This window comes from Bacillus sp. SRI_025, from assembly GCF_057592095.1.
Genome location: NZ_JBYEGB010000001.1, coordinates 31,234 through 43,918, shown reverse-complemented (window position 1 = coordinate 43,918; position 12,685 = coordinate 31,234). Strand labels below are relative to the sequence as shown.

The window sequence follows — 12,685 nt, the reverse complement described above, 5'->3', positions numbered from 1 at the left end:
GCTATAATGTTCAGAAGATTTTTTAAAACTAGCTTTTATAATCTGAGGTGTGAAATCAAATGAAACTAACAGAAAAAGAAACTGAAATATTAGAGATTTTAGATGAAAACAGCCGCGCCGATTTAAATACAATTGCAAAAATGGCAGGCGTGACAACAGAAGAAGCCGAAGCCATCATTCAAAAACTTGAAGATCAAAAAGTCATTATTGATTATTCAACCATGATTGACTGGCGAAAAGTGGATGGCCATGAAGGCGTTACAGCAATGATTGATGTAAAAGTGACACCAAAAAGAGGCGTCGGATTTGACGAAATTGCTGAACGGATTTATCGGTTTCAGGAAGTGGAGTCTGTCTATCTCATGTCAGGTGTTTACGATCTTTCCGTTGTGATCCGCGGAAGATCAATGTCTGATATTGCCCGCTTCGTATCTGAAAAATTATCGACACTTGATTCCGTTGTTTCAACAACTACCCACTTTATTTTGAAAAGATATAAACATGATGGGAAAGTGTTTGAAACAGGAGACGATGACAAAAGAATCGTGGTGTCTCCTTAAATGAAAAAGTCTTATTTATCTGAAACGGTACAAAGCATTCAGCCGTCAGGTATTCGGAAATTCTTTGATTTGGCTGCCACAATGGAAGGGGTTATCTCCCTTGGTGTCGGTGAGCCGGATTTTGTGACAGCTTGGAATGTCAGAGAAGCAAGTATTATGTCATTAGAACAAGGACTGACCTCCTATACGGCGAATGCAGGTTTAATCTCTTTGCGAAAAGAACTGAGCCACTATTTATATAAGCGGTTTCACATTGACTACAGTCCAGAAGAAGAACTCATTATCACAGTTGGTGGAAGCCAGGCACTTGATTTGGCCTTTCGTGCGATATTAAACAGCGGGGATGAAGTGATCATTCCAGAGCCTTGTTTCGTAGCATACGGGGCGCTTACGACACTTGCAGGCGGAGTGCCTGTCTATTTAAGTACATCCGCTGAAAAAGATTTCAAAGCGGATTCTGCTGATCTTCGCACAAAGCTGACGCCGAAGACAAAAGCCATTTTGCTTTGCTCGCCATCAAATCCAACGGGATCTGTTTATTCAAAGGAAGAGCTTGAAGATATTGCTCAATTTGCGAAAGAGAATGATCTGCTCATTATTACGGATGAGATTTATGCAGAGCTGACATACGATGAAGCTTTTACAAGCGTGGCGGCTATTCAGGATATGAAAGAAAGAACGATCTTGATTTCAGGCTTTTCTAAAGGGTTTGCTATGACAGGCTGGCGCTTAGGATATGTGGCAGCACCACCTGTACTGCGCGATGCCATGCTGAAAATACATCAATATTCTATGATGTGCGCGCCGGCGATGGCACAATATGCGGCAGAAGAAGCATTAAAAAATGGGCTTGAAGATGTAGAGAAAATGAAGAAAAGCTATAGAAGACGCCGTAATTTGTTTGTCGGCTCCCTGAATGAACTAGGCCTCACATGCCACCAGCCCAACGGAGCATTTTACGCGTTCCCATCGATTAAAAGCACAGGCATGACATCAGAACAATTTGCTGAGGAGCTGCTCCTAAGTGAAAAAGTCGCTGTTGTTCCTGGGAATGTATTCGGACCGAGTGGTGAAGGTCATATTCGCTGTTCATATGCTTCGTCACTTGATCATCTTCAGGAATCACTTTCAAGAATTCAGCGCTTTTTGCAGGCTCGACAAGTGAAGGAAGAAGCATCAGCCATCTTAAAATAAAAAAAGGCATCAATCCAAATGGACTCATGCCTCACAAATTAGGGGGGAATACTAGAAAGCATTCTTGTTTTCAGGTATTCCCCCTTTTAATCTAATCTAAACCCATTTAAAAAATATTTTGCGTAACTGCCCGTTCTGTGATATAGTTTTTAATTGCGTATAAACGAATATTAAAACATTTATTTAGGAGTTGTTATCATGGCGACAAAGTTTGAAGTAGGCAGTGTTTACACTGGTAAAGTAACAGGATTACAAGCGTATGGTGCGTTTGTTGCATTAGATGAAGAAACTCAAGGACTTGTGCATATTTCTGAAGTAACACATGGCTTTGTAAAAGACATCAACGAGCACCTTTCAATTGGTGACGAAGTACAAGTAAAAGTTCTTTCTGTTGATGAAAATGCAGGTAAAATCAGCCTTTCTATCCGTGCGACACAAGAAGCACCTGAAAGAAAAGAAAGCAAACCAAAGAAACAAAGACCACAGCAAGTGAAAGAAGAAGCTGCTGCACCACAAGGTTTCAATACGCTTAAAGATAAACTTGAAGAGTGGATTGAGCAATCAAACCGTAAAGACCTTATTAAGAAATAATAAAAAGCACCGCTTCAAACGGTGCCTTAGGCTGCCTCATGTAGGCAGCCTTTTTATTTAACGAACCTCTGGATTCGGCTCGTCACGGCGAACAGCTTCTTCGCTTGGCTTGAACAACAGACCAAGGTTGACAAGACCTGCAATTCCAACAAGACCATAAATAATACGTGATAATGCAGAACCTTGTCCGCCAAAGATCGCTGCTACTAAGTCAAATTGAAAAAAGCCGATTAGTCCCCAGTTAATAGCACCGATAATCGTGAGCACGAGGGCAATACGCTGAATAGCACTCATCGTGATTCCTCCTTTCGCTACAGCATCAATACATTTATATTTTGCAGATTTTTAGCCAAACTATGCGTAAGAAAATGGATGAAAGCAAATTACTTTACTTTTGGAATGAATGAGGCGCATAATGTAGCGCGAGGAGGAGATCACATGGATCGATTTACTTATTGGAACCCAACGAAATTAATTTTTGGAAAGGGAGAAGTATCAGCCCTTTCAGATGAACTCAAACACTACGGAAAAAACGTATTACTTGTATATGGTGGAGGCAGTATTAAACGAAACGGCCTTTATGACCAAGTTGTCAGCATCCTAAAAGAATCAGGAGCTGCCATCACTGAACTTGCTGGCGTAGAGCCAAACCCGCGCTTAACGACAGTAAGAAAAGGGGTCGAGCTTTGCAAAGAGAACGATATTGATTTTATTTTGGCAGTTGGCGGCGGCAGTGTCATTGATGCGACAAAAGCAATCGCTGCTGGTGCGAAGTACGATGGAGATGCTTGGGATATCGTGACACGTAAGCACGTCCCAATGGAAGCTATTCCGTTCGGTACTGTGTTGACACTTGCCGCAACAGGCTCTGAAATGAACTCTGGATCAGTTATCACAAACTGGGAAACAAATGAGAAGTATGGCTGGGGAAGTCCAGCAGTTTTCCCGAAATTCTCTATTCTGGATCCAGTCAACACATTCACTGTGCCTAAAAACCATACGATTTATGGCATGGTTGACATGATGTCACATGTGTTCGAACAATATTTCCATCACACAGAAAATACACCTTATCAAGATCGTATGTGTGAAGGACTTCTTCGCACTGTCATTGAAACGGCACCGAAGTTGATCGACGATCTAGAGAACTACGAGCTGCGTGAAACCATTTTATTCACTGGTACAATTGCGCTTAATGGAATGCTTTCAATGGGGGCACGTGGTGACTGGGCATCTCATAACATTGAGCATGCAGTATCTGCTGTCTATGATATTCCTCATGCAGGCGGACTTGCAATCTTGTTCCCGAACTGGATGAAACATGTCATTCAAGAAAACCCAGGCCGTTTTAAACAATTAGCGGTGCGTGTATTTGATGTAGATCCTGCGGGCAAAACAGATGAAGAAGTCGGCTTAGAAGGAATCGACAAGCTGTCAGCTTTCTGGACAAGTCTTGGTGCGCCAAGCCGTTTAGCGGATTATGATATCAACGATGAGAAAATTGATTTAATTGCAGACCGTGCAATGGCACGCGGTGAATTTGGTCAATTTAAAAAGCTAAACAAAGAAGATGTTTTAGCCATTCTGAACGCTTCTTTATAATTGAACAACAAAAGATAGCTGCTTGCGGGCAGTTATCTTTTTTTGAGTTCATCGTGTACATATGTTACAGTAGTCTTTCATGTTTTTGGATATATTCGTTGTAAGGAGATGTTTCAACAGATGGAGAATTTTATTTACTACAATCCAACAAAATTGATGTTTGGAAAAGGACAACTAGAAGGACTCAAAAGCGAACTCGCTCGTTATGGAAAACGAGTGTTACTTGTATATGGCGGCGGCAGCATTAAGAAAAATGGTCTTTATGACAATGTCATCCGTGCGTTAAATGAAGCAGATGCTGAAGTGTTTGAGCTGTCTGGCGTTGAACCAAACCCGCGACTCACAACAGTGAAAAAGGGAATCGATATCTGCCAAAAAGAGAACATTGATTTCTTATTAGCCGTTGGCGGCGGGAGTGTGATCGACTGTACAAAAGCAATTGCAGCCGGAGCAGAGTATGACGGTAATGTGTGGGATATTATTTCAAAGAAAACAACCGCTCAAAAAGCTTTGCCGTTTGGCACAGTACTGACACTTGCAGCAACTGGTTCAGAAATGAACCCGGACTCTGTCATCACAAACTGGGAAACGAATGAAAAATATGTGTGGGGCAGCTCTGTCACTCACCCTGCTTTTTCGATTCTAGATCCTGAGCATACGTATTCTGTGCCAGAAAACCAGACAGTGTATGGTATGGTTGATATGATGAGCCACGTTTTTGAGCAATACTTCCATAATGTGAAAAACACGCCTCTACAAGATCGGATGTGTTTTGCTGTTCTTCAAACGGTCATCGAAACAGCACCAAAACTGCTGGAGGACTTACAAAATTATGAGCATCGTGAAACCATTCTTTATGCAGGAACGATTGCTTTAAACGGCACGCTGCAAATGGGTTACTTTGGCGACTGGGCGTCCCATACGATTGAGCATGCTGTGTCTGCTGTCTATGACATTCCGCATGCAGGCGGGCTTGCTATCCTCTTCCCAAACTGGATGCGCCACACACTCGATCATAATGTCGAACGCTTTAAAAACCTTATGTTGAACATGTTTGACATCGAAACAGAAGGAAAGTCAGATCGTGACATCGCATTAGAAGGAATCGACAAACTGTCAGCGTTCTGGACAAGCCTTGGTGCACCAAGCCGTTTAGCTGATTATGACATTGGTGAGGATCAGCTGGACAAAATTGCTGACATTGCAGCAAAAGAAATGGAATATGGTGGTTTTGGAAACTTTATGAAACTAAACCGTGATGACATTCTATCGATTTTGAAAGCTTCTTTATAATTCAGAGTGCCGCTTCTCCGAATGAGAAGTGGCTTTTTGCTATGCCAGTGACGATCACTTGATTTCAAAAGCTAGTTCCGCTAAAGTGAAAGGGACAGAACTAACGTAATGGAGGGCTTACAAGCGATGACACATATTCAATTTGACTACTCGAAAGCGTTACCTTTCTTTCAAGAACATGAGCTTACATATTTAAAAGATTTTGTGAAGGTGGCCCATCATAATATTCATGAACAAACGGGTGCAGGCAGTGACTATTTAGGCTGGGTGGACTTGCCGAAGCAATATGACCGCGAAGAATTTGCCCGCATTAAAAAAAGTGCAGATAAAATTAAGTCTGACTCTGACGTCCTGCTTGTTGTCGGAATCGGCGGGTCATATCTAGGTGCACGTGCGGCAATTGAGTTTTTGAACCATTCTTTCTATAACACTTTGCCAAAAGGCAAGCGCAAGACACCACAAATCATTTTTATTGGAAACAACATCAGTTCTTCTTATTTAACAGATGTGATGGATCTATTGGAAGATGCAGATTTCTCCATTAATGTGATTTCAAAATCTGGTACAACAACAGAGCCAGCCATTGCGTTCCGCATCTTTAAAAAGCTCCTTATTGAAAAATACGGTGCTGAAGAAGCGAAAAAACGTATTTATGCGACAACTGACAAGGCACGCGGTGCACTGAAAACATTAGCAACTGAAGAAGGCTATGAATCATTTATCATCCCTGATGATGTAGGTGGACGCTATTCTGTATTAACAGCAGTCGGTCTTTTACCAATCGCTGTGAGCGGAGCGGACATTGATCAGATGATGGAAGGTGCGGCAAAAGCAAGCGAAGACTTCGCTTCATCTGAGCTTTCTGAAAATGCGGCTTACCAATATGCTGTCGTCCGCAATGTCCTTTACAATAAAGGCAGAACGATTGAAATGCTGATTAACTATGAGCCAGGCCTCCAATATTTCGCAGAATGGTGGAAGCAATTATTCGGTGAAAGTGAAGGGAAAGATGAAAAAGGAATCTATCCTTCATCTGCTAACTTCTCAACAGATCTTCATTCACTTGGCCAATATGTTCAAGAAGGAAGAAGAGACTTGTTTGAAACAATCGTCAATGTAGACAAGCCTCGACATGAGCTTGTAATTGAAGCAGAAGAACAAGACCTTGATGGCTTGAACTATCTAGCAGGAAAAACGGTTGATTTCGTCAATAAAAAAGCATTTGAAGGAACGATGCTTGCCCATACAGATGGAAAAGTACCGAACCTTATCGTGACAATTCCTGAGATGGATGCTTATACATTCGGATACCTTGTGTACTTCTTTGAGAAAGCATGTGCGATGTCTGGATATTTACTAGGCGTCAATCCATTCGATCAGCCTGGAGTAGAAGCTTATAAAGTGAATATGTTTGCTTTACTAGGCAAACCGGGCTTCGAAGAGAAAAAAGCAGAGCTTGAAAGCCGTTTAAAACAATCATAAGGCGAAAAAGCACACCTTTTCATAAAGGTGTGCCCAGATTGTTGACAAAGGGCTAAAATGATCTTGATTTTAGCCCTTTGTCTTCTTTTCAGCGTGATAGAAAACCTTTGAAGTCTAGGAAGGACGAGCACCGGAGCGGAGCGAATTTGACATTCGTGAGCACCGGAGCGCAGGACTGACACAGAATGCAAGGGTTTGTCTACACGCTGAGCACACCTTTACATAAAGGTGTGCCTTTTTTGTTTTCTTCAGGTTCCTGTGCAAGCTTTCCTATGTTCTGTACATAGAATAATAAATGGAGGAGGGTGAAAAATGAGGACGAATCATGTCTATATTCATGATATTTCTGGCCAGGCAATCGTGAACTTTGGCAATGTCGGACGCATTTGTTCTAAGAGTACTACGAAGGAAACAGCAGGTTCCGGCAGCGATAACGAGACGAATCAATCAACCAATCAAAGCTTATTTGATGCCGCGTTTACAAACAATGTACAAATCGCGAGAGGAAATGTATGAATTCCTCTCTTTAACGAACCCTAATAAAAAAGGAGGGTTTCGTATGATTCATGTACCATCCAGGCTGCCTGGTGAAAGCTTTTCACTTTACCATTTAGAAGAAACGATGAAGCCGCTCGGTTATGTCATTAATGGGAACTGGGATTATGATCACGGGTATTTTGATTATAAAATTGATAACCGTGATGGCTATACCTTTCTCAGAGTTCCTTTTACAGCCGAGAAAGGCCAGCTGGATCAGCCAGGGGTTGTGGTGAAAATGGGACATCCATTTCTCTTAAAGCATGTATATCAAGACAAGTTAGATGATCATGCGATGGTTGGAAATGTGGGCGCATCCTTTAACCAATTCCAAGAACCAAAAGAGAAAGATGGAGATGTATCAAAGGCTTATGCTGAGATTGGCTTTTCACTCGTCAAGGAATTAGAAGACGCACTGCTTTAAAGGCTGATCAGTTCATCCTCTGGATGAAGCTCATAGCCAAAGGGAGGATTCATCATGGGTCCTTCTTTTTTTTGTACGCCAACGATGATCACATGATGCTCTAAAAAGTGATGGAGCGCTGTTAAGAATGTTTCTCCGGCTAATGAAGCTGGTACAGGTATGATCGTGACGTGTTTATGCAACGTCATATGTCGTTTTTTCTTAATCGCCGTAAGCTGTTCCTTTATTAGAAAATGTTCAACCATTAAATGATTGACAGCATCAGAGGTATGAATGACTTGGTTGGCGCCAGCACGCTCGGCATTTTTCACGTAACGATCTGTTAAAATTTCAATTAAACAATATAGCGAAGGGTTTAAGCCTTTTGCAGCAAGTAAGGTTAAGACACTCTGCATATCGGCTGTCACTTCATTTTCATGCTGATCTGCGGTAATCATCAGTGTATCTGCACCGGTAATATTGGCTTTCCGGAGTGTGCCGTCTTCGGTCCCATGTCCTTTAATAAAATGAACATTTTCCAAAAGAGGCCCCTCTTTCAAGGAGTCATCAATCAGCACAATCGGCATGGCTGGATCAATCGTTTGAAACGACTGAAGCAGTTTGTTCGTCTTCTCATTCCAGCCGACGATAATCAGGTGTCCTTCCCCCTTAAAGGCTACCTTGCCCTCAACATAATGGTGCTGCTTGCTGAACACAGCGGCGGCAAGTGTGGCGAAATAAGCGGTGACAAAGCTGGCTCCGATAAAAATGAGTGCCATACCCGCCACCTGCCCTGGCATGGTTTGCGGAACAAAATCACCGTAGCCAACCGTAGAGACTGTAATGAGCGCCCACCAGATCCCATCAAAGATCGTATGATACTGCTTCGGTTCAAGTAAAACGATTAATTGTCCAAAAAAAAGAAGCAAGAAACAAATGATAATAGCAATTCGAAGATAAAGCGGCCACCTTAGCCAAGCGATAAAGATACGGTTTGATTTCATCGGACTCTTCCTTTCAGGAGAATGCTAATGTCAGTATGCCCGATTGAGGAAAGATTTTTTCATCTTCGTCATGTATTGAAATAGAACCCATATCTTAAAATAAGGGAGAAGAAGGAGGGAATTCGAATGTCGTTCGTTCAAAAGACCGTACTTCTTTTTATTGGTGTGCACTTTTTATCATCAGCTGTCATCTTACTCGTGTTTGATTTAAATGCTGTGAATCATTTTATGAATGATTTTTCATGGCTGCATTTTTTTCAAGAACTTTATGGTACAGTGACCTTTTATACAGCTTGCTTAGGTGTGTTCTTCTTTTTCATTGGTGCGGTCATTCCCCTGAAAAAGACCTAGTGCTTTTTGCTGTACATGGTACATAAAAGTCATTAAAATTGTAAATAAATATATAAAATAAAAAGGAAGCTGATGAGCATGCTGTTTTTTTATTTTTTAACATTTGCCGCATTGGGATTATCATTTTGGGCACAATTTAAAGTGAAGAATAATTTTGAAAAGTATTCAAAGGTGGAAGCATCCAGTATGAAAACAGGCGCTGAAACCGCTCGATATATTTTAGATCGCAACGGGTTATACGATGTGCCCGTTGAACCGGTAAGAGGAACTTTGACTGATCATTACGACCCGACGCAGCGTGTGGTTCGTTTATCTGAACCTGTGTACTACGGCCACTCCATTTCGGCCATTTCAGTCGCATCACACGAGGTTGGACATGCCTTGCAGCATCAGGAATCCTATGGTGCGCTTGTTTTGAGACATAAAATCTTTCCTGTCGTGAACTTTGCATCTGGTGTTGCTCCGCTTCTTTTCCTTGGTGGAATTTTGCTCAGCAGCCTTAACTTAATCGGGCTTGGGATCATTTTGTTCTCAGCAGCTGTATTCTTTCAGCTTGTGACATTGCCTGTCGAGTTTAATGCAAGTTCTCGTGCAAAAGATATCATTGTTTCAGAAGGAATCATTAGAAGCAGTGAAGAAAGAGGCGTGAACAAGGTGTTAAATGCTGCAGCTCTTACGTATGTAGCAGCAGCCCTTGTCTCCCTGTTTGAATTGCTCCGTTTTGTAATGATCTTCCTAAATGGCCGTAATGATTAATTGATGCCAGAGGAGGTGAGCCCTTACCAGTGTTAGGTAAGGGTTTTTTTGTACATTTTAAACGTATTTTTAGTCATATTACTCATTGCTGCGACAGCATTTTTTGTTGTCACTGAATTTGCGATTGTGAAAATTAGAGGCTCTAAAATCAACCAGCTGATTGAAAGCGGTGATAAAAGGGCCATCCATGTTCAAAAGCTGATATCAAATCTAGACGAATATTTGTCCGCCTGCCAACTAGGAATTACCATCACAGCTTTAGGCTTAGGGTGGCTGGGTGAGCCGACGGTGGAGCATTTTCTGCATCCGCTTTTTGAAAAAATCGGGCTTCATTCCGCATTAACTGACATCCTTTCGTTTATCATCGCATTTGTGATCATTACGTTTTTACATGTTGTTGTTGGAGAACTCGCGCCTAAAACAATTGCCATTCAAAAGGCAGAGGCCGTCAGCCTTGTGACAGCAAAACCACTCATCTTTTTCTATAAAGTCATGTACCCGTTTATTAAAGCATTAAATGGAGCTGCACGAAGCATCGTGAAATTATTTGGTTATCATTCTGTCAAAGAACATGAGGTGGCGATTAGTGAGGAAGAATTGCGACTCATTTTATCTGAAAGCTATGAGAAGGGTGAGATTAACCAATCTGAGTACAAATATGTGAATAAAATCTTTGAATTTGATAACCGAGTGGCGAGAGAGATCATGATCCCGCGTACAGAAATTTCAGCTATAGAGATTGAACAGACCTTAGAAGATGTGACCCATTATATGCTGAACGAAAGGTACACACGCTACCCTGTTATTAAAGAAGACAAAGATCATGTGATTGGAGTTATCAATAGCAAAGATGTATTTAAAGCGAGTTTCCTAAATCAAGATGTATCTATTGAAGACTTAATGCGTCCGGTGATCCGGGTCATTGAAAGCACCCCTGTTCAAGAATTGCTCATTTTGATGCAAAAGGAACGAATCCATATGTCAGTGCTCGTAGACGAATACGGAGGTACAGCGGGACTTGTCACAGTAGAGGACATATTAGAGGAAATTGTCGGAGAGATTCGAGATGAATATGATCAGGATGAAACACCTCACATCGTGAAAAAAGGTGATTTCCATTATGTGATGGATGGGAAAGCGTTAATTGACGAAGTAAATGATTTATTGGATTTAGCCATTGAGAATGATGATGTTGATACAATTGCAGGCTGGATGATGACGCATAAATTTGATTTTGACATTGGAGATACGATTGAAGCAGAAGGCTGTGAATTTACGATCATTGATGCTGAAGACCACCATATTCGAACCATTGAAGTCAAAAAGGTTCACTTTTCTTAAAAACCTCGTACTGCTTGACGAGGTTTTTTTGCTTGGTAAACTTTAGGTAAGAAGATTTGTTTCACATAAAAAGGGTATGAATTTATAGAAAACGTCAAAAAGGGGCAGCTCATATGAAAAAAATCAATGTACAAACAGACAGACGCGATGGCATGATCGACGTCACACACGAGGTTCTCCAATATGTCAGGGAAACAGGCATACAAAACGGAACTGTCATCGTCTATTGTCCACATACGACAGCAGGGATCACCATTAATGAAAATGCGGATCCAGATGTGAAACGGGATATGCTTCGCCGGCTTGATGAAGTCTTCCCGTGGGAACATCCAAAGGACCGCCATATGGAAGGAAATACGGCAGCACATATGAAAGCGAGTTATATGGGGGCGTCTCAGCATGTTCTCATTCATGATGGAGATCTTGTACTTGGCACGTGGCAGGGAATCTATTTCTGTGAGTTTGACGGGCCGAGACATCGTCATTTTTATGTACAAGTGTCGTCAAACGAGTAAGAAATGGGGGAAGTAAATGGGGGATATCAAAAAGTTACTGCAGATTGAACATGGAATCATCCAAGCGCCAATGGCAGGAGGAGCTGTGACACCGCAGCTGGCAGCCGCTGTTTCGGAATACGGAGGGCTTGGAAGCCTGGCAAGTGGATATGTGCAGCCTGACCATTTAAGACAGCAGATTAGGGAAGTCAAACAACTGACATCTCGCCTGTTTCAGGTCAATGTGTTTGTACCAGAGCCAATTCCAGAAGTGAAAAAAGAGGATGTGGCATTTTGGGAAAAGAGACTGCCTGCACGCCCGTCAGCAGATAGGATGCCAAACGAAGAAGAATTGTGGGATGATTTTGAACAAAAAATCAACATTCTTCTGGAAGAAGACGTTCCGATTGTTTCCTTTACATTCGCCTGTCCAAAAGAACAAACGATTCACCGCTTAAAACAAAAGGGAACCTTTTTAATCGGAACGGCCACAACAAAAGAGGAAGCACTTCTTTTAGAGGAAAAAGGAATGGATGCCATTGTTCTGCAAGGAAGTGAAGCAGGGGGGCATCGCGGCACATTTTTACGTGCAAAAGGAGACGCACTGATGGGACTGATCAGTTTGATCTCTGATGTCAAACCGCTCTGCCGCGTGCCATTGATTGCCGCCGGAGGCATCACGGACCGAGCAGGTGTGAAAGCAGTGCTGGCGCTTGGAGCAGATGCGGTTCAAATCGGCACAAGGTTTTTAGCCAGCCAGGAAAGTGCTGCGGCAGAGGTATACAAGAAGGCCATTTTACAGGCAGAAGGCAGTGAAACAAGGGTGACAAGGCTTTTTTCTGGGAAAAGAGCGAGAGGTATTGTGAATCAGTGGATGGAGGATGAAAGCCTGCATGAAGATAGGGTTCTTCCTTATCCAGTTCAGCATGTATGGACAACACCGATGCGAAAAGCAGCCGCTGCCGGCGGTAAACCTGAACAAATGGCTCTGTGGGCAGGACAGGGCGTTGGACGTATTCACTCGATTTTAACCGTTGAAGACATCATGCACGAACTGACGAAGAGATAAAATCATGA

15 protein-coding genes are annotated in these 12,685 nt (G+C 42.2%); 13 read left to right on the top strand and 2 right to left on the bottom strand.

Annotation, left to right across the window (positions count from 1 at the left end; translation table 11 throughout):
- Window positions 1-59 precede the first annotated feature (59 nt).
- The 3 genes from AC20OE_RS00280 (at window position 60) to yugI (ending at window position 2,345) form a co-directional block, all read left to right on the top strand.
- Window positions 60-560, top strand: coding sequence for an Lrp/AsnC family transcriptional regulator (locus tag AC20OE_RS00280; RefSeq protein WP_003213765.1), 501 nt, complete (start codon window positions 60-62; stop codon window positions 558-560).
- Window positions 561-1,754: an aminotransferase gene (locus tag AC20OE_RS00275; RefSeq protein ID WP_064498106.1), complete on the top strand. Its 1,194-nt coding sequence runs from the start codon at window positions 561-563 to the stop codon at window positions 1,752-1,754.
- Window positions 1,755-1,952: 198 nt separating this feature from the next.
- Window positions 1,953-2,345 (top strand): S1 domain-containing post-transcriptional regulator GSP13, encoded by a 393-nt coding sequence (gene yugI / locus AC20OE_RS00270; RefSeq protein WP_008345795.1) that lies wholly within the window; start codon window positions 1,953-1,955, stop codon window positions 2,343-2,345.
- Window positions 2,346-2,402: 57 nt separating this feature from the next.
- On the opposite strand, the gene AC20OE_RS00265 is transcribed toward yugI, so the two are convergent.
- Complete coding sequence (locus AC20OE_RS00265; protein ID WP_003212952.1) at window positions 2,403-2,639, bottom strand: DUF378 domain-containing protein; 237 nt, start codon at window positions 2,637-2,639, stop codon at window positions 2,403-2,405.
- A 144-nt stretch (window positions 2,640-2,783) separates the two neighbouring features.
- On the opposite strand from AC20OE_RS00265, the gene AC20OE_RS00260 reads away from it, so the two are divergent.
- The 5 genes from AC20OE_RS00260 (at window position 2,784) to AC20OE_RS00240 (ending at window position 7,683) form a co-directional block, all read left to right on the top strand.
- Window positions 2,784-3,947 carry an iron-containing alcohol dehydrogenase gene (locus AC20OE_RS00260; RefSeq protein ID WP_251181220.1) on the top strand — a complete coding sequence of 388 codons (1,164 nt, stop codon included), beginning with the start codon at window positions 2,784-2,786 and terminating at the stop codon, window positions 3,945-3,947.
- 120 nt (window positions 3,948-4,067) lie between these two features.
- Window positions 4,068-5,240 carry an iron-containing alcohol dehydrogenase gene (locus AC20OE_RS00255; RefSeq protein WP_058838068.1) on the top strand — a complete coding sequence of 391 codons (1,173 nt, stop codon included), beginning with the start codon at window positions 4,068-4,070 and terminating at the stop codon, window positions 5,238-5,240.
- A gap of 126 nt (window positions 5,241-5,366) precedes the next feature.
- On the top strand, window positions 5,367-6,722 hold the full coding sequence (locus AC20OE_RS00250) for a glucose-6-phosphate isomerase (protein ID WP_024423293.1): 1,356 nt from the start codon (window positions 5,367-5,369) through the stop codon (window positions 6,720-6,722).
- A 312-nt stretch (window positions 6,723-7,034) separates the two neighbouring features.
- Window positions 7,035-7,238, top strand: a complete 204-nt coding sequence (locus AC20OE_RS00245) for a spore germination protein (protein ID WP_231746875.1) — start codon at window positions 7,035-7,037, stop codon at window positions 7,236-7,238.
- Window positions 7,239-7,281: 43 nt separating this feature from the next.
- On the top strand, window positions 7,282-7,683 hold the full coding sequence (locus tag AC20OE_RS00240; protein WP_024423291.1) for a YugN-like family protein: 402 nt from the start codon (window positions 7,282-7,284) through the stop codon (window positions 7,681-7,683).
- Here AC20OE_RS00240 and AC20OE_RS00235 read toward each other — a convergent pair.
- Complete coding sequence (locus tag AC20OE_RS00235; RefSeq protein WP_058838066.1) at window positions 7,680-8,666, bottom strand: potassium channel family protein; 987 nt, start codon at window positions 8,664-8,666, stop codon at window positions 7,680-7,682. The genes AC20OE_RS00240 and AC20OE_RS00235 overlap by 4 nt on opposite strands.
- A 126-nt stretch (window positions 8,667-8,792) precedes the next feature.
- Between AC20OE_RS00235 and AC20OE_RS00230 the strand changes: the two genes are divergently transcribed.
- From AC20OE_RS00230 to AC20OE_RS00210, 5 genes are all read left to right on the top strand, one after another.
- A complete protein-coding gene (locus tag AC20OE_RS00230) occupies window positions 8,793-9,017 on the top strand; it encodes a YuzI family membrane protein (RefSeq protein WP_058838065.1) in 225 nt (74 codons plus the stop codon).
- 81 nt (window positions 9,018-9,098) lie between these two features.
- Window positions 9,099-9,773, top strand: a complete 675-nt coding sequence (locus AC20OE_RS00225) for a zinc metallopeptidase (RefSeq protein WP_024423288.1) — start codon at window positions 9,099-9,101, stop codon at window positions 9,771-9,773.
- Window positions 9,774-9,821: 48 nt separating this feature from the next.
- On the top strand, window positions 9,822-11,114 hold the full coding sequence (locus tag AC20OE_RS00220; protein ID WP_024423287.1) for a hemolysin family protein: 1,293 nt from the start codon (window positions 9,822-9,824) through the stop codon (window positions 11,112-11,114).
- 113 nt (window positions 11,115-11,227) lie between these two features.
- Window positions 11,228-11,629, top strand: coding sequence for a secondary thiamine-phosphate synthase enzyme YjbQ (locus tag AC20OE_RS00215; RefSeq protein WP_058838064.1), 402 nt, complete (start codon window positions 11,228-11,230; stop codon window positions 11,627-11,629).
- 16 nt (window positions 11,630-11,645) lie between these two features.
- Entirely contained in the window at window positions 11,646-12,677 is a 1,032-nt protein-coding gene (locus AC20OE_RS00210) for an NAD(P)H-dependent flavin oxidoreductase (RefSeq protein WP_461198511.1), read from the top strand.
- Window positions 12,678-12,685 lie beyond the last annotated feature (8 nt).

Excerpts from the sequence above, each read along its gene's own strand:
- AC20OE_RS00280 (WP_003213765.1), top strand. The coding sequence starts at position 60 with ATGAAACTAACAGAAAAAGAAACTGAAATATTAGAGATTTTAGATGAA.
- AC20OE_RS00275 (WP_064498106.1), top strand. The coding sequence starts at position 561 with ATGAAAAAGTCTTATTTATCTGAAACGGTACAAAGCATTCAGCCGTCA.
- yugI (WP_008345795.1), top strand. The coding sequence starts at position 1,953 with ATGGCGACAAAGTTTGAAGTAGGCAGTGTTTACACTGGTAAAGTAACA.
- AC20OE_RS00265 (WP_003212952.1), bottom strand. The coding sequence starts at position 2,639 with ATGAGTGCTATTCAGCGTATTGCCCTCGTGCTCACGATTATCGGTGCT.
- AC20OE_RS00260 (WP_251181220.1), top strand. The coding sequence starts at position 2,784 with ATGGATCGATTTACTTATTGGAACCCAACGAAATTAATTTTTGGAAAG.
- AC20OE_RS00255 (WP_058838068.1), top strand. The coding sequence starts at position 4,068 with ATGGAGAATTTTATTTACTACAATCCAACAAAATTGATGTTTGGAAAA.
- AC20OE_RS00250 (WP_024423293.1), top strand. The coding sequence starts at position 5,367 with ATGACACATATTCAATTTGACTACTCGAAAGCGTTACCTTTCTTTCAA.
- AC20OE_RS00245 (WP_231746875.1), top strand. The coding sequence starts at position 7,035 with ATGAGGACGAATCATGTCTATATTCATGATATTTCTGGCCAGGCAATC.
- AC20OE_RS00240 (WP_024423291.1), top strand. The coding sequence starts at position 7,282 with ATGATTCATGTACCATCCAGGCTGCCTGGTGAAAGCTTTTCACTTTAC.
- AC20OE_RS00235 (WP_058838066.1), bottom strand. The coding sequence starts at position 8,666 with ATGAAATCAAACCGTATCTTTATCGCTTGGCTAAGGTGGCCGCTTTAT.
- AC20OE_RS00230 (WP_058838065.1), top strand. The coding sequence starts at position 8,793 with ATGTCGTTCGTTCAAAAGACCGTACTTCTTTTTATTGGTGTGCACTTT.
- AC20OE_RS00215 (WP_058838064.1), top strand. The coding sequence starts at position 11,228 with ATGAAAAAAATCAATGTACAAACAGACAGACGCGATGGCATGATCGAC.
- AC20OE_RS00210 (WP_461198511.1), top strand. The coding sequence starts at position 11,646 with ATGGGGGATATCAAAAAGTTACTGCAGATTGAACATGGAATCATCCAA.